This window comes from Cryptosporangium sp. NPDC051539, assembly GCF_044454545.1.
GTDB lineage: Bacteria > Actinomycetota > Actinomycetes > Mycobacteriales > Cryptosporangiaceae > Cryptosporangium.
Genome location: NZ_JBITDV010000001.1, coordinates 509,147 through 532,064 on the forward strand (window position 1 = coordinate 509,147; position 22,918 = coordinate 532,064).

Annotated in this window: 24 protein-coding genes; 12 read left to right on the plus strand and 12 right to left on the minus strand. The window is 71.2% G+C overall.

The annotated features are described in order from the left end of the window. Positions 1-381 precede the first annotated feature (381 nt). Both ACIBZJ_RS02455 and ACIBZJ_RS02460 read left to right on the plus strand, forming a co-directional pair. Positions 382-1,233 (plus strand): helix-turn-helix domain-containing protein, encoded by an 852-nt coding sequence (locus tag ACIBZJ_RS02455; protein ID WP_395924630.1) that lies wholly within the window; start codon positions 382-384, stop codon positions 1,231-1,233. Between the two features lie 20 nt (positions 1,234-1,253). After that, positions 1,254-1,448: a DUF397 domain-containing protein gene (locus ACIBZJ_RS02460; protein ID WP_395924632.1), complete on the plus strand. Its 195-nt coding sequence runs from the start codon at positions 1,254-1,256 to the stop codon at positions 1,446-1,448. A gap of 611 nt (positions 1,449-2,059) precedes the next feature. Here ACIBZJ_RS02460 and ACIBZJ_RS02465 read toward each other — a convergent pair. The 6 genes from ACIBZJ_RS02465 to ACIBZJ_RS02490 all read right to left on the minus strand — a co-directional run bounded on the left by ACIBZJ_RS02465 (position 2,060) and on the right by ACIBZJ_RS02490 (position 7,550). Then, the gene (locus ACIBZJ_RS02465) at positions 2,060-2,968 is read right to left on the minus strand and encodes an ABC transporter substrate-binding protein (protein WP_395925982.1); all 909 of its coding nucleotides are present in this window, start codon (positions 2,966-2,968) and stop codon (positions 2,060-2,062) included. A 29-nt stretch (positions 2,969-2,997) separates the two neighbouring features. After that, positions 2,998-3,597 (minus strand): GTP-binding protein, encoded by a 600-nt coding sequence (locus ACIBZJ_RS02470; RefSeq protein ID WP_395924634.1) that lies wholly within the window; start codon positions 3,595-3,597, stop codon positions 2,998-3,000. Continuing rightward, positions 3,581-3,967, minus strand: a complete 387-nt coding sequence (locus ACIBZJ_RS02475) for a DUF742 domain-containing protein (RefSeq protein ID WP_395924636.1) — start codon at positions 3,965-3,967, stop codon at positions 3,581-3,583. Before ACIBZJ_RS02475 ends, ACIBZJ_RS02470 begins: the two co-directional genes overlap by 17 nt. Then, on the minus strand, positions 3,964-4,389 hold the full coding sequence (locus ACIBZJ_RS02480; RefSeq protein WP_395924638.1) for a roadblock/LC7 domain-containing protein: 426 nt from the start codon (positions 4,387-4,389) through the stop codon (positions 3,964-3,966). The genes ACIBZJ_RS02475 and ACIBZJ_RS02480 overlap by 4 nt, the downstream gene beginning before the upstream one ends. Continuing rightward, positions 4,379-6,754 carry a nitrate- and nitrite sensing domain-containing protein gene (locus tag ACIBZJ_RS02485; RefSeq protein WP_395924640.1) on the minus strand — a complete coding sequence of 792 codons (2,376 nt, stop codon included), beginning with the start codon at positions 6,752-6,754 and terminating at the stop codon, positions 4,379-4,381. The genes ACIBZJ_RS02480 and ACIBZJ_RS02485 overlap by 11 nt, the downstream gene beginning before the upstream one ends. A 247-nt stretch (positions 6,755-7,001) precedes the next feature. Further along, positions 7,002-7,550, minus strand: a complete 549-nt coding sequence (locus ACIBZJ_RS02490) for a TetR/AcrR family transcriptional regulator (RefSeq protein WP_395924642.1) — start codon at positions 7,548-7,550, stop codon at positions 7,002-7,004. 59 nt (positions 7,551-7,609) lie between these two features. On the opposite strand from ACIBZJ_RS02490, the gene ACIBZJ_RS02495 reads away from it, so the two are divergent. The 5 genes from ACIBZJ_RS02495 to ACIBZJ_RS02515 all read left to right on the plus strand — a co-directional run bounded on the left by ACIBZJ_RS02495 (position 7,610) and on the right by ACIBZJ_RS02515 (position 11,549). After that, positions 7,610-8,782: an FAD-dependent monooxygenase gene (locus ACIBZJ_RS02495; protein WP_395924644.1), complete on the plus strand. Its 1,173-nt coding sequence runs from the start codon at positions 7,610-7,612 to the stop codon at positions 8,780-8,782. A 97-nt stretch (positions 8,783-8,879) separates the two neighbouring features. Then, a complete protein-coding gene (locus ACIBZJ_RS02500) occupies positions 8,880-9,710 on the plus strand; it encodes a hypothetical protein (protein ID WP_395924646.1) in 831 nt (276 codons plus the stop codon). A 77-nt stretch (positions 9,711-9,787) separates the two neighbouring features. Next, positions 9,788-10,624, plus strand: coding sequence for an SDR family oxidoreductase (locus ACIBZJ_RS02505; protein ID WP_395924648.1), 837 nt, complete (start codon positions 9,788-9,790; stop codon positions 10,622-10,624). 70 nt (positions 10,625-10,694) lie between these two features. Next, positions 10,695-10,997 (plus strand): DUF1905 domain-containing protein, encoded by a 303-nt coding sequence (locus ACIBZJ_RS02510; RefSeq protein WP_395924650.1) that lies wholly within the window; start codon positions 10,695-10,697, stop codon positions 10,995-10,997. A 114-nt stretch (positions 10,998-11,111) separates the two neighbouring features. Further along, a complete protein-coding gene (locus tag ACIBZJ_RS02515) occupies positions 11,112-11,549 on the plus strand; it encodes a hypothetical protein (protein ID WP_395924652.1) in 438 nt (145 codons plus the stop codon). Here ACIBZJ_RS02515 and glgX read toward each other — a convergent pair. Continuing rightward, complete coding sequence (glgX, locus tag ACIBZJ_RS02520) at positions 11,546-13,663, minus strand: glycogen debranching protein GlgX (RefSeq protein ID WP_395924654.1); 2,118 nt, start codon at positions 13,661-13,663, stop codon at positions 11,546-11,548. The genes ACIBZJ_RS02515 and glgX overlap by 4 nt on opposite strands. Before the next feature lie 96 nt (positions 13,664-13,759). On the opposite strand from glgX, the gene ACIBZJ_RS02525 reads away from it, so the two are divergent. The 3 genes from ACIBZJ_RS02525 (at position 13,760) to katG (ending at position 17,799) form a co-directional block, all read left to right on the plus strand. Continuing rightward, positions 13,760-15,034 carry an alpha/beta hydrolase fold domain-containing protein gene (locus tag ACIBZJ_RS02525; RefSeq protein WP_395924656.1) on the plus strand — a complete coding sequence of 425 codons (1,275 nt, stop codon included), beginning with the start codon at positions 13,760-13,762 and terminating at the stop codon, positions 15,032-15,034. Positions 15,035-15,131: 97 nt separating this feature from the next. Then, positions 15,132-15,560: a Fur family transcriptional regulator gene (locus ACIBZJ_RS02530; RefSeq protein ID WP_395924658.1), complete on the plus strand. Its 429-nt coding sequence runs from the start codon at positions 15,132-15,134 to the stop codon at positions 15,558-15,560. Between the two features lie 22 nt (positions 15,561-15,582). After that, a complete protein-coding gene (gene katG, locus ACIBZJ_RS02535) occupies positions 15,583-17,799 on the plus strand; it encodes a catalase/peroxidase HPI (RefSeq protein WP_395924660.1) in 2,217 nt (738 codons plus the stop codon). Positions 17,800-17,856: 57 nt separating this feature from the next. On the opposite strand, the gene ACIBZJ_RS02540 is transcribed toward katG, so the two are convergent. After that, the gene (locus tag ACIBZJ_RS02540) at positions 17,857-18,021 is read right to left on the minus strand and encodes a hypothetical protein (protein WP_395924662.1); all 165 of its coding nucleotides are present in this window, start codon (positions 18,019-18,021) and stop codon (positions 17,857-17,859) included. A gap of 64 nt (positions 18,022-18,085) precedes the next feature. Then, positions 18,086-18,607: a hypothetical protein gene (locus ACIBZJ_RS02545; RefSeq protein WP_395924664.1), complete on the minus strand. Its 522-nt coding sequence runs from the start codon at positions 18,605-18,607 to the stop codon at positions 18,086-18,088. Between the two features lie 145 nt (positions 18,608-18,752). Between ACIBZJ_RS02545 and ACIBZJ_RS02550 the strand changes: the two genes are divergently transcribed. After that, on the plus strand, positions 18,753-19,484 hold the full coding sequence (locus tag ACIBZJ_RS02550; protein ID WP_395924666.1) for an ATP-binding protein: 732 nt from the start codon (positions 18,753-18,755) through the stop codon (positions 19,482-19,484). Here ACIBZJ_RS02550 and ACIBZJ_RS02555 read toward each other — a convergent pair. The 3 genes from ACIBZJ_RS02555 to ACIBZJ_RS02565 form a co-directional block, all read right to left on the minus strand. After that, positions 19,477-19,887 carry an STAS domain-containing protein gene (locus ACIBZJ_RS02555; protein WP_395924668.1) on the minus strand — a complete coding sequence of 137 codons (411 nt, stop codon included), beginning with the start codon at positions 19,885-19,887 and terminating at the stop codon, positions 19,477-19,479. The two genes, ACIBZJ_RS02550 and ACIBZJ_RS02555, sit on opposite strands and share 8 nt — an antisense overlap. Before the next feature lie 138 nt (positions 19,888-20,025). Further along, the gene (locus ACIBZJ_RS02560; RefSeq protein ID WP_395924670.1) at positions 20,026-20,880 is read right to left on the minus strand and encodes a DUF72 domain-containing protein; all 855 of its coding nucleotides are present in this window, start codon (positions 20,878-20,880) and stop codon (positions 20,026-20,028) included. A 60-nt stretch (positions 20,881-20,940) separates the two neighbouring features. Then, positions 20,941-21,486 (minus strand): glutathione peroxidase, encoded by a 546-nt coding sequence (locus ACIBZJ_RS02565; RefSeq protein ID WP_395924672.1) that lies wholly within the window; start codon positions 21,484-21,486, stop codon positions 20,941-20,943. Between the two features lie 78 nt (positions 21,487-21,564). Here ACIBZJ_RS02565 and ACIBZJ_RS02570 point away from each other — a divergent pair, with 78 nt between their 5' ends. Continuing rightward, positions 21,565-22,902, plus strand: coding sequence for an MFS transporter (locus tag ACIBZJ_RS02570; RefSeq protein WP_395924674.1), 1,338 nt, complete (start codon positions 21,565-21,567; stop codon positions 22,900-22,902). Positions 22,903-22,918: the final 16 nt, after the last annotated feature.

The window sequence follows — 22,918 nt, forward strand, 5'->3', positions numbered from 1 at the left end:
CTGGTACACGGCGTTGACCGTGCCCATCCCGTTCTGCGCGGCGAAGTCGCGCACAGCAGCCTCAAGCGATGCCGATTCGGCCGGCCGTGGCGCGCCGAGATATGCGACGACTCCGGGCCTGTCCAAGGGTTCGTGCGGTGACAAGAAATCCGCGGTGAACATCGCGGCTCCCTTCCTCGACCAGTGGGCGTGTCACTCCGGGTTCGGAGTGCGGTGGGCCTACTCGGGAACGTCGCCGTCAGCGAGAATCCGCTAAGGTCGCGCGAAGCAAAGTGCGTCCGCGAACGATGGTGGCACGCACATTCGTAAAACGCAATGTGCGTCTCTGGGTCGACCGGGGCCTAACATTGCCGCATGGCCTTATGCGGCAGACTGACGCCCATGGCTCAGCGTCCAAGTCCCACGGTCCGGAGGCGCCGACTCGCCGAGCAACTCCGCAGGCTCCGCAAGGCCGCCGGGATCTCGCTGGAGGACGCCGCCGAGCACCTCGACATCTCGCACTCCGCGCTGTCGCGCATCGAGACCGGTCAGGCAACAGCAAGGACGGCGTACGTCGACACCCTCGCGCGTCTGTACGGAGTAGATGATCGCCAGCGAGAGGCGTTGGTGCGGCTCGCGCGCGAGGCACGGCAACGTGGCTGGTGGCACCCCTACAACGACGTATTGAACGATCAGTACGCGGCGTACATCAGCTTCGAGACCGAGGCCGTCTCGATCCGCACGTACGAACCGCAGACGGTTCCGGGACTGCTCCAGACGGAGGCTTACGCCCGCGCGCTCGTGACAGCGCAGCTACCTGAAGCGAGCGCGGATCAAGTCGACAAGCGCGTGCAGTTGCGAATGGAACGGCAAGCGCGGGTGCGCAGCGATGACCCGCTGCGACTATGGGTAATCCTGGGGGAACCCGTGCTCCGCTATCAGGTGGGCGGCCTCGATGCCATGAGGCAACAGCTCGAACATCTGCTGGAAGTCGGCGAGCGACCGCACACCACGATCCAAGTCTTGCCGTACTCGGCGGGCGCCCACCCTGGGATGGGCGGACCGTTCGTGATCCTCGGGTTCGAAGACAGCGCGGACGTGGTCTACCTGGAGAATCTCACATCCAGCGTCTACCTGGAGGCCGACTCGGAGGTTGCGCAGTATACGCTGACTTACGAGCACCTTCGTGCCGCCGCCAACAACCGCGAGCAGTCCGGACAGTTGATCCAGCGGGCACTTCGGGAGCTGAAATAGATCCACGAGAGGAGGCCGGTATGGCTGCGTTAGACCGCACCGTGTGGCGCAAGAGCAGCCGAAGCCAGGCCAACGGCAACTGCGTGGAAGTCGCGCGATCGCTCCAAAGCGTCAAGGTGCGCGACTCCAAAGACCCAGAAGGTACGTGGCTGACCATCCCTGAAGCGGCTTGGGCGAGCTTCCTGGGAGGCATCAAGAGCGGTCAGTTCGACTGACCCGAAGGCCAGGGTCGGACGCATGTAGAACCCACGTCGCCCAGACCGCTCATGGCCGGTGGTCGCGGGGGCGTATCGCGGCCGTAGAAAGAGCCGGCGAAGCCGTCCGCAATTCGCTTGTGGTTCTGATCTGCGAAAACGTGGCCGCGCCGCTGGGTGGTGCGAGGGTGGGGGCGGCGCGGCCGACCCCCACCTGTCACTCTGTGTAGCGAACCCTGTTCCTGCTTCCAGCGAGTTCGTACGCGGAAGTCTTTATCGGTTTAGAACATTTTTTGAGCCGCTGCTGTAGCAGCCGCTCATGACGTCCAGCCTCCGGAAGGTGTGGTCGGGGTGTGTTCCCCGTGTGCCACCAGCGTCGCGCCGATCGCCCGGGGCCTCGATCGCCGCGGCGACGGGCCGGGCGTTCAGCTCCGAACAGTCCGGGCGCCCCGGGGCCGGGAGTCGGCGCCCGCCTCGGCGTCGGCGCGAACGCGCGCCTCAGCCACCCCCCGTCGTGGCTGCACCGTCGTGGCCGCGCCGACCCACCTGTCTGGGCTTGTTATTTTGTGCCCGCGCACGCGACCAGCCTCGCCCGGCCGCGTGCGCACCACCGAACGTCCCGGGCCGTCAGGTCAAGGCATCCATTCGTGCCACGTCGCCCGGTGCGCGTCGAGCCACCTCTTCGCCGCCTGATCCGGCGTCCTCTTCCCCACCGTCAGGTCCCGCGCCACCGCGTTCTGGTCGTCGTCGGTCCACGTGAAGTTCTTGATCAGCTCCGCCGCGGGGCTGCCCGAGTCGACGAACGCCTTGCGGCCGACTTTGTCCAGGTCGTACGGCTGGTAGTCGCACGCGACGGCTTTCGGGTCGGCGTCGCAACCGGGCTTGTACGTCGGCAGCGCGACGTGCACGAGCTTGATCTCCGACAGCAACCACTGCGGCGCGTAGAAGTAGCCGAGCAGCGGCGTGCGGTTCTTCTGGGCGTCGCGGAACGCGGCGATCAGCTTGTCCTCGCTCCCGGCGTGGACGACGGTGTAGTCGAGCTTCAGGTTCCGGATCAGCGCGGCGTCGTTCGTGACGAACGACGGGTCACCGTCGAGGAACTGGCCTTTGCCGCCCGACTGATCGGTGCGGAACAGGTCCGCGTACTTGTTGAGGTTCCTCCAGTTCGTGACGTCCGGATACTGCGAACCCATCCACGGCGGCACGTACCAGCCGATCACACCCTTGTTGCCGGTCAGCCCGAGCTCCACCGCGACCTTCGTGTCGTCGATGTACCGCTTCCTCTCGGCGTCGTGGCCCCAGGTCTCCAGGATCACGTCGACGCCGCCGTTCGCGAGACCCTCCCAGGACGCGGCCTCGGTGAGGTCCTTCGCCACGACCGTGCAGCCGAGCTGCTGTCGTAGCAGGTAGCTCACGACCGCGACGTTCGCGGCGTATCCCACCCACGGGTTGACCGCGATCTTCACGGTTCCGCACCGGGCCGACGGGACCCCCGGCGGCGGGGTCACGGCGGTCTGCGCGCCGCACCCGGCCACCAGCATCAGCACGCACCACGCCGCGACCACCCGCCTCACCACGTCGACCCCGCCCGCTGCTTCGTGAGCTGCTGCATCAGCACTTCCTCCGTGAGCGCCACCAGGACGTTCTTCACCGATTCGCGGTACCGGGCGTCGCACTCGACGAGCCGGACGTCCGGGTCGACGCCGAGCGCCTCGCGCACCTCGTGCAGAGCGAAACGGCGGGTCGTGTCGAAGACGTTGACGCCGATCACGAACGGGAGGTCCCGCTCCTCGAAGTAGTCGATCGTGTTGAAGCAGTCCTCGACCCGCCGGGTGTCGACCAGCACGATCGCGCCGAGGGCACCGTCGACCAGGTCGTCCCAGAGGAACGCGAAGCGGTCCTGGCCCGGCGTGCCGAACAGGTAGAGCAGCAGCGACTCGTCGAGGGTGATCCGTCCGAAGTCGAGGGCGACGGTCGTGGTCGTCTTCCCCGAGACACCGGAGAGGTCGTCGATCCCGATCGACCGTTCGGTCATCTCGGCTTCGGTGATCAGCGGCTCGATCTCGGAGATCGCGCTGACGAAAGTGGTCTTGCCGACGCCGAATCCGCCGCCGACGACGATCTTGACGGCGATCGGTGGTGCGGCCGGCTCGCTAGAGCGCCCGAACACGGTCCCTGATCCTTTCGATCAATTCCGGCGCGAAGTCGGAAAGCGGCTCGTCGATCCGGAGGTATCCCTCGGTGACGAGATCGGCGACGATCACCCGGACGACCGCGAGCGGCGCCCGGAGCGCCGCGGACAGGTCCGCGATCGAGCGCGGGGCCTGGCAGAGCTCGACGATCCGCCGCGACTCGAATCGCAGCGGCGCCGCGAGCGAACCGACGGTGGCGTGCAGCTGCGTCTCGATCCGCAGCCCGTCGTGCCGGGGCCGGGTCCGTCCACCGGTGAGCATGAACGGCCGGACGACCGGGTCCTCGTCGGGCTCCGCGGGGCGGATCGGCTCGGGACGGGGATCCGGACCCCACCGCGGATGGCTCATCGCGGTAAGTGCTGCCGTGACTCCGCGATCAGAGCCGGGGTCAGCAGCGCACCGAACCGGTCGGTGAGCAGCGAGATCTCGTAGCCGACCAGCCCCAGGTCACTGTCTCCCCCGGCGACCACACCCAGGCAGCTCCCGCCGTCGATCACCGACACCAGCAGGAACCCCCGGCGCATCTCGATCATGATCAGCTTCAGCCCGTCGAAGTCGTATCGCCGCGACGCGCTGCGGGCGATGCTCGCCAGGCTGGAGACGATCGCCGCCAGCTGGTCGGCCTCGGCCCGGGTGAGCCCGTCGGACGCGGCGATCAGCAGCCCGTCCGACGACACCGCCACCGCGTCACGCACGCCGTCGGTCTGGTGCACGAAGTTGCCCAGCAGCCAGTTGAATTGGTGGCGGTCGGCCGACGTGTCAACGCTCACGGAGGTTTCCTCCATCGGGAGAGGTGCTGCTGCCGCGGTGGACGCCGTCGCGGAACGCGGCGAGACGGGCCCGCAGGGCGTCCGGTGACTCGTTCAGCAGGGCCGGGCGTTCACCCGCCGGCGGTGCGGTGATCGTCGGATGCGGCCCGGTGGCCGTGGTCGCCCGCCGTCCGCGGGGCGTCCGTTTGCGCAGGCCGTTCGTCGTCCGTTCGACGGCCTCGTCGATCGGATCGACGGTGTGGAGGTCGACGCCGAGCGACGACGGCGCCTTCCGCGTGTCGTACGCCGGGCCCTCGGGACGGCCCGGCCGCTGCGCCGGCACCGAGACGGCCCCGGCGACGACCACCGAGTCGACGGTCACCGGAGCCTCCCGCCGCAGCGCCGGCGGCGGGCGCAGGTCGTCCGACCCGGGCCGCGGCAGTTGCAGGCGGCGGCCGAGCGCCGACGCGTCGGCCGCCGTCAGCGCCGGAGCCTCGGTCAGCATGCTCGGCGGGAGCGTGATCCGGGCCGTCACGCCGGTGACCGGCGACGCCGCCAGCTGCACCTCGATCCCCATGTCGGCGGCCAGCCGGCCGACCACGTAGTGGCCGAGGAACCGGGCGGGCGCGGTGAGGAAGTCACCCTCGCCGCGCAGCCGCTGATTGGCCCGGTCGATCTCGGTGGGGTTGAGGCCGATGCCCTGGTCGAACACCGCGATCAGGTACCCGTCACCGAGCCGGCGGCCGTGGATCTCGACGTTCTCGTCCGGCGGGGAGAACGACAGGCCGTTCTCGATCAGCTCGGCGAGCATGTGCGCGATACCGCTGACCACCGACCCCGCGACCAGGACGTCGTCCACCCGGCGCAGCGTCACCCGGCGGTACTCCTCGACCTCGGACACCGCGGCCCGGATCACGTCGGCGACCGGCAGCGGCTGCGACCACTGCCGCGGGCTGGCCGCGCCGACCAGCACCAGCAGGCTCTCGGCGTTGCGTCGCATGCGGGTGGCGAGGTGGTCGAGCTCGAACAGGTTCGCGAGCCCGGCCGGGTCGGACTCCTCCCGCTCGAGCCGGGTGATGAAGCCCAGCTGCCGTCGCAGCAGGTTCTGGTTGCGGCGGCCGAGGTTGGCCAGCGATTCGGCGCTGGTGCGCCGCAGCCGGGCCTGCTCGGTCGCCAGCGAGTAGGCGGTCGCCTGGACCCGGTCGAACGCGTCGGCGACCTGCCGGACCTCGTCCGTCGCTCCCCTCGGCACGACGACCGGTGGTGGTGCGGGCGCGTCGTCGCCGGCCGCGGTCCGGCGGACCGCCTCCGGCAGCTGACGTCCGGCCAGCCGGTTGGCCTCACCGGCCAGCGCGGCCAGCGGCCGTGCGATCGATCTCGACGCGCGGAACGCCAGGTAGACCGATCCGACGACGCTCAGCAGCACGGCCACGAGCAGAACCGCCATCCGGACGGTGGCCTGGTTCTGCAGCACCTCGGCCCGGGCCCGGATCACCGAGCCGACGTGTTGCTGCAGGTCGAGCATGTCGTCGAGGACGGTCGTGAGCGCGGATTGCCAGGACTGCGGGTTGACCTGGAGCGGCCGCCCGTCGCCGGCGTCGAGGGCCACCGCCTCGAAGTACGTGGCCTCGCGTGCGGCACCGGTGTCGAGCAGGTAGGCCATCGAGGTGCGGGCGTCTTCGGACGCGTAGCGGGTGAACGTCTCGAGCGCCGCGTCCTTCGCCGAGCGCGCCGTCACGAACTGCAGGAACTCGCCTTTTCCGAACCCGCTGGCCGAGAACACGCCGTTGAGGAACGCGCGCTCCCGGGCCGTCGCCTCCTTCACGTCGGCCAGCGCCTGGAGGGCGGCCACGTTGCGGCGCAGCTCCGCGTCCGCCGAACTGTCCAGGCCGAAGTCGACGCGGCTGAGCTCGGCGACGCGCGCGGTGTAGAACGCGAACGCGGGTGCCCGGGTCCCGCCGCCGGTATCGACGCCGGCCCGCACCCCGGCGAGCCCTTCGAGCGACCGGACCGCGTCGGCCACCCGGTCGTCGACCGTGCCCCCGTCGTCCACCAGCTTCTCGACCGCGGTGCGCTGCTCGTCGACCCGGTCGCGGACGCGAGTCAGTTCGGCGCGGAACCCGGCGTTGCCGCCGAGGAGGCCGGCCGTGACGCCGCGCTCGGTCTGCAATTCCTGGACCAGGTCCTGCACCGCGAGGTCCAGCGTGACCGCCCGGGCGGTCGCGGCGGCCGAGCGGTAGTTGCCGACCTGGATCGCGGCGATGACGAGGAGCAGCACCAGCGCGGCGACGACCGGCAGGGCGAGGGTCCGGACGATGCGCCGCCCGATCGTGCTGCCGGACCGGCCGGCCGGTTCGGCCAGCTCTGCGGGGTCGGCCCTGCGCACGGACGATCAGCTCCTTCGGAGGCCGACGACTGCTGGTCCCGCCGATGGTGATCAGCGGACACGCGCGGAGGGATACCGCTGCGAATTAGAAACGGTTCACGCGTATCGCTCGCCGAACATTGGCCCCTTTTCGACCCTCAGTCAACACCCTCCCCAAAGGATTTACCGGCGGGCAACCTCGCGCGTTTGCGCAGCTCATACCGTCCGCACCCGAATTAGCGGATAGTTCCTCTCTCGCCGAGAGCTTCTAGTGCAATGTGGACGCTACCGCGCGAATAGCCGCGAGTAGGTCGTCGCCGTCCGGGGTCCCGGCCGGGTCGGCGAGCCAGATCGCCGCCAGCCCCGAGAGCAGGGCCTGGTACAGCGCACCCACCCGCGCCTCCTCGCCCTCGGGCGCGCCACCGAACATCTCGGTCAGGCCGAGCCGGGCCTCGCGGTGCGCCTCACCGAACAGCGCGCGCAGGTCGGGCTGGGCCAGCACCTCGAACTGGACCCGCCACAGCGACGGGTTGGCGGCGAACGACTCGACGACCCGGTTCCAGAGCGCGGCGAAGCGTTTCGCCGGGTCGTCGTGGACCGGCGCGCTCGCGAGCCTCCGGGAGAGGTCGTCGCCCCACTCCTCGAGCGCCTGGCGGAGGGCGGCCTGCAGCAGCGCCTCCTTGGAGCCGTAGTGGTAGCCGATCGCGGCCAGGCTGACCCCCGCCGCGGTGGCGACGTCGCGGGCGGTGGTGCGCGCGTACCCCTTGTCCTCCAGGCAGCGCTTGGCGGCGCCCAGGAGGTCTTCGCGGTTTCCCATGCCGAGGAGCCTACACATCCGTCTTGCACAGGCGTCTTACACGATCGTACTATCAGCGCATGACTTCTTCGGTTCTCGTCGTCGGTGGCAGCATCGCCGGCACCACGCTGGCCTACTGGCTGCGGCGCAACGGTTTCTCGGTCACCGTCGCCGAGCGCGCGTCCGCGCTCCGCGACGGCGGCTACAAGGTGGACATCCGCGGCGCGGCGCTGCCGGTGGTCGAGCGGATGGGCATCCTCGACGAGCTGCGGAGCTTACGGACCGAGGTGCGCTCGGGCACAGTCGTCGACGCCACCGGCAAGCGGGTGGCCGCCATGGACGGTGACACGTTCGGCGGGCGCGCCCACGGCGACGCCGAGGTGCTGCGCGGAGACCTGACCCGGCTCCTGTACCACCTCACGAAAGACGACGTGGAGTACCGCTTCGGCGAGGCGATCACCGCGCTCGACGGCAACCGGGCCACGTTCAGCAGCGGCCGGACGTCGTCGTACGACCTGGTGATCGGCGCCGACGGCGTGCACTCGACGACCCGCGCGCTCGCGTTCGGCCCGGAGGAGAACTACCTGCACGACCTGGGCTACCGGATCGCGATCGCGTCGGTGCCGAACGACCTCGGGCTCGACCGCGAGGAGGTCACCTACGTGGGCCCCGGCCGCACGACGCTCGTCTACAGCACGACGCGGGACTCGTCCGCGAAGGCGATGTTCCTGTACGAGGCGCCGGCTCGGCCCGCGTCGCTGCGCGACGTCTACGCCGGCGAGGGCTGGGAGGTGCCGCGGCTGCTCGATGCGGTCGACGCCTCGGACGACCTCTACTCGGACGTCATGACGCAGGTGACGATGGACCGCTGGTCGGCCGGGCCGGTCGCGCTGGTGGGCGACGCGGCGTACTGCGCGTCACCGGCGTCCGGGCAGGGCACGAGCCTGGCGCTGGTCGGGGCCTACGTACTGGCCGGAGAGCTGGCGTCCGGAGGCGGCTTCGAGGCCTACGAACGCCGGATGCGCCCGTTCGTCGAGCGCAACCAGAAGCTCGGGCCGGCGAACGTCAAACGGATGGTACTGAAGACGCCGCGGCAGGTGCGCGGCTCGATGCGGATGCTCGCGGTGATCGACAAGCTGCCGCTGAAGGACCGGCTGCTGGCCGCCGCGATGGCGCCGCTGCACAAGGCCGCCGGGGCGATCGACCTGCCGTCCTACGCACCCACCGGTCGGCCGCCCCGGCCTGTCGGCTAGCCGACTACCGTCCACTGTGCGCATTTCTGCATAGTTGAACGCTCACCGAGCCCGTTGACTGGCGCCGTCCGCAGTCCCTGCTCGGAAGAGAGACTCGATGAAAGTCGTTCGACTCCTCGCACTACTCGCCCTGACGCTCGGTGCGCTCGTCGCGCTGCCGGCCGCACCGGCGTCGGCCGCGATCAGCGGAATCCACGACCTCCAGGACACCGTGATCGGCCCGAAGGGCCAGAAGGTCCGGAGCCGGCAGATCCCGTGCCCGACCGGCGAAACGCTCGTGGCGGCCGGCGCGGGCGATGCCGACCTGACGAGCCTGGGCGGGAACGCCTCCGGCTTCCAGCACATCCGCGCCGCCGGCCTGATCACCGGCGATACGCCGAACAACGTCCTGTCCACCACCACCACCTGCGCACCGACGTCGCAGCTTCCGGCCGACACGACCGTCTCCACGGTCACCATCACGTCGCCCTCGACCGGCATCCGCACCGGCTTCGCCCCGTGCAAACTCGGTCAGGTGGCGTTCGGTGGGGGTGGCTACTTCGTCCAACCGGCCGGTCTCTCCACGTCGATCACGGCAAATCGCCTGATCGGGAGTGCTCCGGCTGAGGACGGATCGGGCTGGAAGGTCACCGGGGCCACACCGACCGCGTCGGACGTCCTGGTGGTCCGCACGCTCTGCGGCACGCTCAACTCGGTGCAGCCGGCGGCCACCACGGTGGCCCCGACCAACGGCACCGCCAGTCGCACCGCCACGTGCCCGACCGCCCGGGTTCCGCTGAGCGGCGGCGTCTACCTCGAGAACAAGAACGGAGGGGACTCGGCGTCCGGGATCCTCACGAGCTCGCGACGGGTCGCCAACGGCTGGTCCGGTTCCGCGAGGAACCTGGCCAGTGACGACCGGATGGTCGTCCGGGTCCGGTGCGTGTGATCTGAGCACGGGCCGGGCGGGGGCCGCCATACCCCCGCCCGGCCCGCCCGGGTACCGTCCTCATCGGAGGATGCGCGATGCGACCGATGACCGGGAAGACCTGCTTGGTGACCGGCGCCACCAGCGGGATCGGCCTGGAGACCGCGCGCGGTCTGGCCGACCGCGGCGCGCGCGTGATCGTCGTCGGCCGCGACGAGACCCGCACCGAGGCGGTCCGCCGGGAGCTCGGTGCCGACCACGGTTTCACCGCCGACCTCACCGACTTCGACCAGGTGCGCCGGCTGGCGGCCGAGGTCGGGAAGAACTACGACCGGCTCGACGTCCTGGTGAACAACGCCGGCGTGCTGGCCACGGGGCGTCGCGTGACCGCGGACGGGCACGAGACGACGTTCGCGACCAACCACCTCGGGCCGTTCCTGCTCACGACCCTGCTCCAGGATCTGCTGGAGCGCAGCGCGCCGGCCCGTGTCGTCACGGTCGCGTCGGCGGCGCACCGGCAGGTCCGCCGGATCCCCTGGGACGACCTCGCCGCGGGCACCGGCGCCGCCGCCAGGCAGGCCTATCCGCTCTCCAAGCTCGCGAACGTCCTGTTCACCCGCGAGCTGGCACGCCGCCTGAACGGCACCGGCGTCACCGCGAACTGCGTGCACCCGGGAGTGGCCCGGACGTCGCTGGGCCGGGACGTCAACGGGGTGTTCGGCGCGGTGGTGAACGTGGGGCTGCGGTTCGTGCCCGGTCCGACGGCGGGCGCCCGCACGTCGGTGTACGTGGCGAGCGCGCCGGAGGTCGGCGACGTCACCGGCGCCTACTTCGTCCAGAGCCGCCCGGTGACGCCCAGCGTCCTGGCCCGCGACGACCGGGCCGCCGCCCGCCTGTGGACGCTCAGCGAGCAGCTCACCCGCGCACCGCGATAAATGCCGGCCACCGCGGGCTCGCGCGCCCGTTCCGAGCACCGGGAACGGCCGAGCCTGGTGTGATGGGCAGGTGCTGATCACTTTCGACGCCGAGCTGTGGATCTGGGACGCCCGTCGCGACGAGACCTGGACGTTCGTCAGCCTGCCGGGTGATCCGTCGGAGCAGATCCGCCACCGCTTCGCCGGGCAGCGGCGCGGCTTCGGCGCGGTCCGGGTCCGCGCCACGGTCGGCGGCAGCAGCTGGAAGACGTCGATCTTCCCGGACGCGCAGCGCGGCGCGTACGTGCTGCCGGTCAAGAAGGCGGTCCGCACGGCCGAAGACCTCGACGCCGGCGACACCGTCGCCGTCACCGTCGAGGTCCTCGACTTCTAGGACTATCGGCTACCCGAGCCGGGTATTCCGCGAAGCACTGGTCGGAAAGGACATGCCGTGGCGCGTCTTGGTGAACCGTCCCATCGCCGTGTACCGCCGTGGAACCGCATCCTCGTGATCGGGGTGGTCCTCGTCGCGGTGATCTTCGCGTTATGGGCCCTCACGACCGGGGCGATCCGGTTCTTCGGTGACGACGACCCCCCGGCGGCGACCCGCACCATCCAGCCCACCCAGGGCGACCCGAAACCCGTCACCGACGGCGACCTGCAGATGCAGCTGCGCTCGCTGAAGTCGTCCGGGCCGCGCACGCTCACCGCGACCGTGTCGGTCCGCAACCGCACGGCCGCGTTCGTCTCGTTCTACGGCGAGAGCCAGGAACTCGTCAGCACCGAGAGCCGCACGGTCGCCGGCCAGGTCTCGCTCACCTCGCTCGAACCGCACGAGGCCACCACCGTCGACCTCGTCTTCACCGTGCCCGAGGGCTTCCACGCCGCCCAGCTGCAGCTGCACGCCGCCCCCGGCACGGCCGGCGTCCCGATCAAGCTGGATTAGTACTTGCAGCGCAGCACCGCCATGCTGTGCGCGGGCACCGGGATCTCGCTGTCGGCCTTCAGCTCGGCCGCCCGGTCCGGGGCCGCGGCGAGCAGCGGATCGGCGGTGTCGGCTGCCACCTCCCAGGCCCGCCCGTACTCCTCGCCCGGCAGCGTGCAGGTCAGTGCCGTCTCCGACGGGTTGAACAACAGCAGGAACGAGTCGTCGGCGATCGGCTCGCCCAGGGCGTCGGACTCGTGGATCCCCTGGCCGTTGAGGTAGACGACGATCGCCCGGGCGCCGTCCGAGCCCCAGTCGTCGGCCTCCATCGGCCGGCCGTCCGTGCGCAGCCAGGCGATGTCCTCCAGGCCGGTGTCCCCCACCGGCTGCCCGGAGAAGAACCGCCGGCGGCGGAACAGCGGGTGCTCGGCCCGCAGCCGGATCAGCGACGCGGCGAACCGGGTCAGCACCTCGTTGTTCCGGGCGTCCTCCCAGTCCACCCACGACAGCTCGCTGTCCTGGCAGTAGACGTTGTTGTTGCCCTGCTGGGTGCGTCCCAGTTCGTCGCCGTGCGAGATCATCGGGACGCCCTGCGACAGCAGCAGCGTCGCCAGGAAGTTGCGTTTCTGCTGCTCACGGAGGCCGACGACGTCCGGGTCGTCGGTGGCGCCCTCGACCCCGGAGTTCCACGACCGGTTGTGGCTCTCGCCGTCGTTGTTGTCTTCGCCGTTGGCCTCGTTGTGCTTCTCGTTGTAGGAGACCAGGTCGGTGAGCGTGAACCCGTCGTGGGCGGTGACGAAGTTGATCGACGCGATCGGCCGCCGTCCGTCGATCTCGTAGAGGTCCGACGAGCCGGCGAAGCGGGACGCGAAGTCGCCGAGCGTCCCGGGCTCGCCGCGCCAGAAGTCGCGTACGGTGTCGCGGTACTTGCCGTTCCACTCGGTCCACAGCGGCGGGAAGCCACCGACCTGGTACCCGCCGTCGCCGACGTCCCAGGGCTCGGCGATGAGCTTCACCTGGCTGACGATCGGGTCCTGGTTGACCAGGTCGAAGAACGCCGCCAGCCGGTCCACCGAGTGGAACTCCCTGGCCAGCGCCGACGCGAGGTCGAAGCGGAACCCGTCCACGTGCATCTCGGTGACCCAGTACCGCAGCGAGTCCATGATCAGCCGGAGCGACTCGTGGTGCCGCACGTTGAGGCTGTTCCCGGTGCCGGTCGTGTCGTAGTAGTGCTGCCGGTCGCCGTCGACCAGGCGGTAGTAGGCCGCGTTGTCGATGCCCTTGAAACTGAGCGTCGGACCCAGGTGGTTGCCCTCGGCGGTGTGGTTGTAGACGACGTCGAGGATGACCTCGATCCCGGCGCGGTGCAGCGCCTTCACCATCGACTTGAATTCCTGCACCTGACCGCCGTGGCCGCTGAACGAGGCGTAGCCGTTGTGCGGGGCGAAGAAGCCGATCGTGTTGTAGCCCCAGTAGTTCGAGAGGCCGCGCTCGAGCAGCCCGCTGTCGTGCACGAACTGGTGGATCGGCATCAGCTCGACCGCGGTCACCCCGAGGCCGCGCAGGTACTCGATCATCACCGGGTGGGCCAGCCCCGAGTACGTCCCCCGGACGTCCGCCGGGATCCGCGGGTGCTGGGCCGTCATGCCCTTGACGTGCGCCTCGTAGATCACGGTCTCGTGGTACGGGATGCGCAGCGGCCGGTCGCTGGCCCAGTCGAAGAACGGGTTGATCACGACCGAGTACATCGCGGCCGCCGCCGAGTCGGCGTCGTTGAACGAGGCCGGGTCGCCGAAGTCGTACGAGAACAGCTCCTGGCCCCAGCGGTACTCCCCGTCGATCGCTTTCGCGTACGGGTCGAGCAGCAGCTTGTTCGGGTTGCAGCGCAGGCCGGCGGACGGGTCGTAGGGCCCGTGCACCCGGTAGCCGTACTTCTGCCCGGGAACGATCCGGGGCAGGTACCCGTGCCAGACGAGTGCTTCCCGTTCCGGCAGGTCGATCCGGGTTTCGGTGCCGTCGTCGTCGAACAGACACAGCTCGACGCGCTCGGCAGCCTCGGAGAACAACGCGAAGTTGGTGCCTCCCCCGTCGTACGAAGCGCCGAGGGGATAGGGAGAACCGGGCCAGATGGTCACGCGCCAACGGCTTCCCACGAACACCGGGGATTAACCACCCGAACTTCGGTACTCTTCGGTACCGAAGAGTACCGACCCGCCGTCCCGAGGAGCGACATGTCCGGACGCATCGCCGGGGCCGCCGGGCTCCTCCACGGCCTGGCGTCGGTGCTCAACACCGCGAACGCGCTCCGCTCGTACACCGGACCGCGCCGCGCGGCCATCCCCTCGTTCGCCGCCGGCGCGCTCACGTCCGAGCTGCCGCTCGCGGCCGCGGTCACGACGCTGCTGCCGCAACTCGGCCTCGCCGCGGCCGGCGGCCTGCGCAGCCGCACCGGCCGGGCCGGCCTCGCGCTCTCGCTGGCCGCCGCGGCCGGGCTGGTGGCGGTCGCCCGCGCGTCCGACGAGGCTCCCGCGATCCTCGACGACGCGCTCACCGGCACCCTCGGCCTCGACTACCGCAGCCGGGTGCGGCACCCGGTCCGGCCGGGCCCCGACGCACCGCTCGGCCCGCGGCCGGGCGTCGTACGCACGTTCCAGGTCCGGCGGCGCTACGCGCTCGACGTCGACATCCCGTACGGCCCCGCCGGCCTCCGTAACCATCTGGACGTCTGGCGGCGCGCGGACCTGCCGCTGGACGGGGCCGCGCCGGTACTGGTGCAGGTGCACGGCGGGGCCTGGACCGTCGGCAACAAGCGCGAACAGGCGTTACCGCTGCTCAGCCACCTCACCGAGCGGGGCTGGGTGTGCGTGTCGGTCAACTACCGGCTCGGTCCCCGCGCGACCTGGCCGGACATGATCGTCGACGTCAAGCGGGCGGTGGCCTGGGTCAAGGAGAACATCGCCGAGTTCGGCGGCGACCCGGGCTTCGTCGCGATCACCGGGGGCTCGGCCGGCGGCCACCTCGTCGCGCTGCACGCGCTCACCGCGCCGGACCGGCGCTGGCAGCCCGGGTTCGAGGACGTCGACACCTCGGTGGCGGCCGCCGTCCCGTTCTACGGCGTCTACGACTGGACCGACCCCGCCGACGCCGGGCTGGTCCGGCTGATCGAGCGGGCCGTGATCAAGCGGAGCCTCGCCGACGCCCCGGACGAGTACCGGAGCGCCTCGCCCCGGTTCGCGATCCGGCCCGACGCGCCCCCGTTCTTCGTCCTGCACGGGACGAACGACTCGCTGGTGCCGGTGGCCACCGCCCGCGAGTTCGCGAGCGAGCTCCGGGCGGTGTCGACGTCGCCGGTCGCCTACGCGGAGTTCCCCGGTGCCCAGCACGCGTTCGAGATCTTCAGCTCACCGAGGGCCCACGCCTGCGCCGAGGCCGTCGAACGCTTCCTCGGCGTCGTGTACGGAGCCCACGACTCCGGGCGCGCGTCCGCGCTCCCCCTCCCGGATTGAGAGCAGGCTGGTCAACCGCCTGACACCGACCTCCGACACAGGGTGAAACCCGCCGCAAGACTTGATCTATTCAAGAAAAGGCGGCTATGTTCATCCGGTGACGTCCGACTTCGCAGCTCAGCTGCGGGGGGCCTCGCTCCGCGTGACCCGGCCTCGTCTGGCCGTGCTCGGCGTGCTGCGCGACCACCCGCACATCGACACCGACACGGTGATCGCGCTGGCCCGTGCGGAGCACCCGACGATCTCGCACCAGGCGGTCTACGACGTGCTCCGCGCGTTGACCGACGCCGGCCTGATCCGGCGCATCCAGCCGGCCGGTGCCACCGCCCGGTACGAGACCCGGGTGGGAGACAACCACCACCACGTCGTGTGCCGCGCGTGCGGTGCGATCGAAGACGTCGACTGCGCCGTCGGCGACGCCCCCTGCCTGACCGCCTCCGACAACCATGGTTTTGTGGTCGACGAGGCGGAAGTCGCCTATTGGGGCTTCTGCCCCGACTGTGCGACGCATCGCATTGCCCAGTGATCCGCTGTTGGGAAGGAAGCAGATGAGTTCCCCAGAAGGTGCCGGCGGCTGCCCGGTCGACCACGGACAGCACGGCGGTAGTGAGAGCGAGAACCCGGCGCTCAAGGCGCCGACCCCGCACGGGCACCGTCCGCGCTCGAACAAGGACTGGTGGCCCAACCAGCTCGACCTCTCGGTCCTGCACGCCCACTCGTCCAAGGGCAACCCGCTGGGCGAGGACTTCAGCTACGCGGCCGAGTTCGCGAAGCTGGACGTCGACGCGCTGAAGCAGGACATCATCCAGACCCTCACCACGTCGCAGGACTGGTGGCCGGCCGACTTCGGTCACTACGGCGGCCTGATGATCCGGCTGAGCTGGCACGCCGCGGGCACCTACCGCATCGGCGACGGCCGCGGCGGTGCCGGCGACGGTGCGCAGCGGTTCGCGCCGCTCAACAGCTGGCCCGACAACGGCAACCTCGACAAGGCCCGCCGCCTGCTCTGGCCGGTCAAGCAGAAGTACGGCCAGAAGATCTCCTGGGCCGACCTGCTGGTGCTGGCCGGCAACGTCGCGCTCGAGTCGATGGGCTTCAGGACGTACGGCTTCGGCTTCGGCCGCGTCGACGTCTGGGAGCCCGAGGAGATCATCTGGGGCCAGGAGGACGACTGGCTGGGCGAGGCCCGCTACGTGGGCGACTCGGAGATGGTCGCCGACCTCGGCGCCACCGAGATGGGCCTCATCTACGTCAACCCCGAGGGCCCGCGCGGCAGCGGTGACTTCAACGCCGCCGGTGCGTTCATCCGGGAGACGTTCGGCCGGATGGCGATGAACGACGAGGAGACCGTCGCGCTCATCGCCGGCGGCCACACGTTCGGCAAGACCCACGGCGCCGGCGACCCCGCCCAGGTGGGCCCGGAGCCCGAGGGCGCGCCGATCGAGGCCCAGGGCCTGGGCTGGCTGAGCAGCCACGGCACCGGCAAGGGCGGCGACACGATCACGTCCGGCCTCGAGCTGACCTGGACCGACAAGCCGACCGAGTGGAGCAACCGCTTCTTCGAGATCCTCTTCGGCTACGAGTGGGAGCTCAGCACCAGCCCGGCCGGCGCCAAGCAGTACGTCGCCAAGGACGCCGAGGCGATCATCCCGGACCCCTTCGATCCGTCGAAGAAGCACCTGCCGACGATGCTCACCACCGACCTGGCGCTGCGCTTCGACCCGATCTACGGACCGATCTCGAAGCGGTTCCTGGAGAACCCGGACGAGTTCGCGCTGGCGTTCGCCAAGGCCTGGTACAAGCTGCTGCACCGTGACATGGGCCCGGTCAGCCGCTTCCTCGGCCCCTGGGTCGCCGAGCCGCAGCTCTGGCAGGACCCGGTGCCGGCCGCCGAGGGCACCGCGGTCAGCGACGCCGACGTGGCGTCGCTCAAGAGCTCGGTGCTCGACTCCGGCCTGAGCGCCTCGCAGCTCGTGCAGACCGCGTGGGCGTCGGCCGCGAGCTACCGCTCCACCGACAAGCGCGGTGGCGCCAACGGTGCCCGCCTGCGGCTCGAGCCGCAGCGCAGCTGGGCCGTGAACGACGGCACCAGCGCGGTCATCGAGAAGCTCGAGGGCATCCGGAGCGAGTTCAACGCCGCCGGTGGCGCTCAGGTCTCGCTCGCCGACCTGATCGTGCTGGCCGGTTCGGCCGCGATCGAGAAGGCCGCCAAGGACGGCGGGGTCGACGTCACCGTGCCGTTCCACGCGGGCCGCACCGACGCCACGCAGGAGCAGACCGACACCGAGTCGTTCGCGGTGCTCGAGCCGCGCGCCGACGGGTTCCGCAACTACCTGCGGTCGGGTGAGAAGCTGCGTCCCGAGGAGCTGCTCGTCGACCGCGCGTACCTGCTGAACCTGACCGCGCCGGAGCTGACCGTGCTGGTCGGCGGCTTGCGGGCGCTCGGCAACAACGCGGGCGGCACCGCGCACGGCGTGCTCACCGACAAGCCGGGCGTGCTCACCAACGACTTCTTCGCCAACCTGCTCGCGCCCGGCGCGGAGTGGAAGGCCTCGTCGGAGGAGAACGTCTACGAGATCCGGGACGCCGCCAGCGGTGAGGTGAAGTGGACCGCGACCGCGGTCGACCTCGTCTTCGGGTCGAACTCGCAGCTGCGGGCGCTGGCCGAGGTCTACGCCAGCGACGACGCCCGCGACAAGTTCGTCGCGGACTTCGTCGCCGCGTGGACGAAGGTCATGGAGCTCGACCGGTTCGACCTGGTCTGACCCGTCCGACCCGCCTCACCGAACGAGCCCGGCCGATCCGGCCGGGCTCGTTCGCGTTCACTCCGACGTGTAGGTCGACTCGCCGTGGTCCTCCCGGTCCTGGAGCTCCGCGATCAGCTTCTCGGCCCCGGCCTCGTCGAGATCGTCCGGCAGGACCTCACCGAGTTCGCTGGACAGATCGTCCAGCCGGGCACGCTCGTCGTCGGTCTCGGGTTCGCTCATGGCGCGCAAGGTACCCCATCCGGTGCCGGCGGCCCCCCGGCCCGGACGGCCCGGACGGCCCGCCTCAGTCGGCCAGGGCCTCGGCCAGGTCGTCCCGGAAAGCGCGCTCACTCGCGGTGACGGTCTCGCCGCCGAGGCCGAGCAGTCCCCCGGTCGACGCCGCCCCGACCACGCTCTCGGCGATCTCGACCAGCCAGTGCTTGTAGGTCTCCGCGTCCGCCCGCTCGGCCTTGGTGACCAGCAGCGCGTTCGCCTCGGCGGCCCGGCCGACCACGTCCTGCGCGTACGCGACCGGGTCGGCGGGTGCGATGACCGGCGGCTCCTCGCCGAGGTCGGGATCACCGGCCCGGGCGACGATCTGCCTCGCGATCTCGGCCACGAGCGGGCTGGCGGAGCCTCGTCCGTCGGAGATCGCGACGACCCCCGCCTCGGCCTCGGCGCGGGTCTTGCGGGCGCTGTCGGGGCTCGCCGCGCTGGCCGCGACCAGCACGGACTGCGGCAAGCCGACGAGCAGTCCCCATTCCGGGTCGGTGAAGCCCCAGGTCGCGTACAGCGGCAGTTCAGCGTCGGGTGTCTGGTCGGTCACGGGCACATCCTCGTCCATCGGTTCACGTAGGTGTGCTCCTACCCCGCGGTGAGCGTCGCCGACACCTCCGCCGCGTCGCCTGCCCGGTTCGGTCCCTACCCCAGGGGGCTTGCCCGGCGGGCCTTTCCGGAGTCCTATTAGCCGCGTGGGGGAACTGGCGTGGGAGACCGGCGAGAACGGCTCCGTCACGCTGATCCGCCTGTCCGGCTTCCTCGGCCTCCGCGGCGTGCCCGCCGTCCGCGGTGTGCTGCTCAAGTGCCTGGCCGACTTCCCGGCCGGGGTCGTCGTCGATCTGTCCGGCCTCTCGGTCCGGCAGCCGGTGCTCCTCACCGTGTTCCCGGCCGTGCTGGAGCGCACCGCCAGCTGGCCGGCCGTCCCGCTGGCGCTCGCCGCCCCGAGCGACTCGGTGGCGGCAGGGCTCGGGCGTACGTCGGTGCCGATGCTCGTCCCGGTGCATCCCTCCGTCGAGGCCGCCACCGACGCCGTGCGCGACGGCGGTCGCATGCCACGCGTCCGCCTCCACCTGCGGCCGACCGACTCGGCGGCCGCGCGGGCCCGAGCCTTGGTCGCGGACGCCTGCACGGCCTGGGGGCTGGACCGCGTCCGGAACGAGGCGATGGTGGTCGCGACCGAGCTGGCCGACAACGCGGCGCGCCACGCCCGGACGGAGTTCACCGTGACGGTCCTCTACCGCGAGCCGATGCTGCACCTCGCGGTGCGTGACCGCGCTCACGAGCCCGCGCGCCTGCGGCCCGTCGAGCTCGCGTCCGGCCTGCCCGGGAAGGGTCTGCGCCTGGTGGACGAGTTCGCCACCGGCTGGGGCACGCTGCCCACCCCGGACGGCAAGACGACCTGGGCCGTCATCCGCGTCAGCTGACGTTCGCGGGCGGGCTCCGGAGCGCCGGTGACTCGACCGACAAGGCGGGCGTCACGCCGCCCGCCTCGAGCACCCGGCGGACGAACGGCGGCGGATCCCAGACCGAGAACCACCGCCCGTGTGCGCTCGCGTGCCCGGCCGCGCGGTTGAGGCAACGCAGGCCGGCCGCACCGAAGAACGTCACCGCGGACAGATCGACGGTGATGACGTCGATCGACGGGTCGGTACCGGGCCGGACGAGCAGGTCGGCGAGCCACTCGGCGTTCTCGGCGTCGACCGCGCCCCGCATGACGAACCGTGCGCACCGGTAGCGCAACGTGCGGCGTACGGCGAGCACGCCGCCGTCCAGGAAAACCAGCTCGTCCGAGTGCGTCGTCGACCGCTGGGTGCTCCGGACTCCCACGGTGCGTGCCTCCTGCCCGCGATCCCGGGCGGCGCCCACCGCGGATTCCGCTCACTGTCCGTCTGCGCTGGAATCACTCTAACGAGGGAGTTACCTACGGCGTTGCCCCGTTGGCGTCCAGTGGCGTGCGGAACCTCGTCAGAACAAGCGGAGCGTCTCGATCGGGTCGGGCTGAACCGCGACAGGCCGGGGAAGCGGCTCCAGCGCGGGGACCCTCGTCCGGACGTCCGCGTGGAAGCGGCGGGCGAGTTCCGGGGCGTCCGCGTTGTCGGGCGTGTGGACGAAAACCGTCGGCGAACGGCCCTCACGCAGCCAGGCGGCGACGGTCTCGGCCCAGGGCTGCCAGCCGGAGACGGTCCGGGCCGGATCGTCACGCCCGAGGTACCGGACGATCGGCCGGTCGGTGAGCGCGGTCGCCCGCCGGGCCACCCGGGGCTTCTTGGTCCAGGCGTCGCGCTCGGCGTCGCTGCCGGGTGGCGTCCGGAAGAATTCGGTCGTGTCGAACGGGATCCACTCGGCGCCGGACGCGGTGAGCACCTGCTCCAGGGCGCCGGCTGCCGTCACGTCCTCGAAGAAAGACGGGTGCCGGACCTCGACCGCGTACCGGAAGGAGCGCGGCAGCCGGCGCAGGAAGGCGCCGAGCGCCGGGACGTCGGCGGGCGCGAAGGCGCTGGGCAGCTGGACCCAGAGGGCCCAGGCGCGGGAGCCGAGCGGCTCGACCGCGTCCAGGAACGCACGCACGTCCTTCTCGACGCCGGAGAAGCGGCGGTCGTGGGTGACGGTCCGCGGGAACTTCGGGACGAAACGGAATTCCGGGCCGACCTGATCGGCCCAGGACCGCGCGGTCACGGGCGACGGGGTCGCGTAGAACGTGGTGTTGCCCTCGACCGCGTCACACGAGCCGGCGTAGGCCCGGAGGCGATCCGCGGCCGGCACCGAGTGCCACGGCCACGCCTTGTGGGTCCACATCGCGCACCCGACCGCCAACCGCACGGACCTACCCTAACCGCGTCACGGACCCGGACGATCGGCCGAGTCCGTGACGTACCGGGGTCAGCGGGCGAGTTCGCGCTCGACGGCGGCCGACAGGCGCTCGTCTCCGGGGTCGAGGTTGGGCGCGAAACGGCCGACCACCTCGCCGTCCTTGGAGACCAGGAACTTCTCGAAGTTCCAGAGGATCTCGGGCTCGTCGTTCGTGGCGATGCCGAAGCCCTGGAGCCGCTCGCGTTGCTTCTCGGGCTCGCCCTCGGCGTGCGGCGCGGCCGACGTGAGCTCGCGGTAGAGCGGGTGCTTGTCGTCGCCGGTCACGGCGATCTTCGAGAACATCGGGAACTGGACGTCGAACGTGCTGGCGCAGAACTGGGCGATCTCTTCGTCGGTGCCCGGCTCCTGGCCCAGGAAGTCGTTGGCGGGGAAGCCCAGCACCGAGAAACCCTGGTCGCGGAACTGCTCGTGGAGCTTCTCGAGGCCCTCGTACTGCGGGGTGAGACCGCACTTCGAGGCGACGTTGACGACGAGCAGGACCTGGCCGGAGTACGCGCCTAAGTTCGTCTGCCCGCCGGTGATCGTCCGCAGCGGAATGTCCTGGATAGCGCTCATTTTCGCCTCGCCGTGTACGCCGGAAGGACGCCACCGCGCCCTGACCGGAACCCTATCCATGGGGCAGGGTGTTGCCTCGTGGCGTGGCTCACATCGAAGCGGCTGTCAGCGGTGTTCGGCGTCGGCGAGTTCCGGGCGCTGTGGGCGGCGGAGCTGCTGTCGCTCGGGGGCGACCAGCTCGCGCGGGTCGCGGTGGCGGTGCTCGTCTACGGGCGGACGGGGTCGGCGGCGTGGGCGGCGTTCGCCTACGCGCTGACGTTCCTGCCCGCGCTCGTGGGCGGAGCGTTGTTGTCGTGGCCCGCCGACCGGTACCGGCGGCGGGCCGTGCTGGTGGCGGCCGACCTGGTGCGGGCGGCCGGGGTCGCCGGGATGGCGGTGCCGGGGGTGCCGCTGTGGGTGTTGTGCGTCCTGCTCACCGGCGTGGTGCTGGTGGGGGCGCCGTTCACGGCGGCGCAGGGGGCGTTGCTGCCGGAGGTGCTGCCCGGGGAGTTGTACCAGCGGGGCCTGGCGATCCGTCAGGTGACGAGCCAGACCGTGCAGCTGGCCGGTTTCGGGGCCGGCGGGCTGCTCGCCGCGGCCAGCCCCTCGGTGGCGCTGCTGATCGATGCGGTCACGTTCCTCGCCTCGGCCGCGATCATCCGCGCCGGTGTCGCCGACCGCCCGCGCCCGGCCGCCGCCCCGTCGGCCGGAGCCGACCCGCCTACGGCGACCGACCCGTCCAGCGCGACCGACCCGCCTACGGCGACCGACCCGTCCAGCGCGACCGAGCCGCCCACCGCGACCGACGCAGGCGCGGCGGCGGAGACGGAGACGAGCGGGGCGGGCGGGCGGGCCGTCGTCCGGGTGTTCGGCGATCCTCGGCGGCGGGTGCTCGTGCTGCTGGCCTGGACCGTCGGGTGGTACGTCGTGCCGGAGGCGCTGGCGGCGCCCTACGCGGCCTCGCTCGGCACCGGGCCCGCGTCCGTCGGGCTGCTGATGGCGGCGGACCCGCTCGGGAGCGTGGTCGGGGCCTGGGCGTTCGTGCGGTTCGTGCCGGACGACGTCCGGGACGGCCTGATCGGGGTGCTCGCCGTGGCGGCCGGGCTGCCGCTGATCGCCTGCGTCCTCGGCCCCGGGTTACCGGCCACGCTCGCCCTCTGGGCGCTCTCCGGCTCCGCGAGCACCGCGTACCTGCTCCAGGCGCAAGCCACGTTCGTCCGCTCCACCCCCGCGAGCGAACGCGGGCGCGCGATCGGATTCGCCGCGTCGGGACTGGTCGCCGCTCAGGGGGTCGCCGTGCTGAGCGGTGGCGTCCTCGCCGGTCTGATGACTCCGCCGCAGGCAGTGGCGGCTGCCGGCGGGATCGGTGCCGCGTGCGCCGCGATCGGTGCACTGGCCTGGAGACGCGTCCTCACCAATTCTTGTTGCGCACGGTGATCACCCCCTGCCGTCG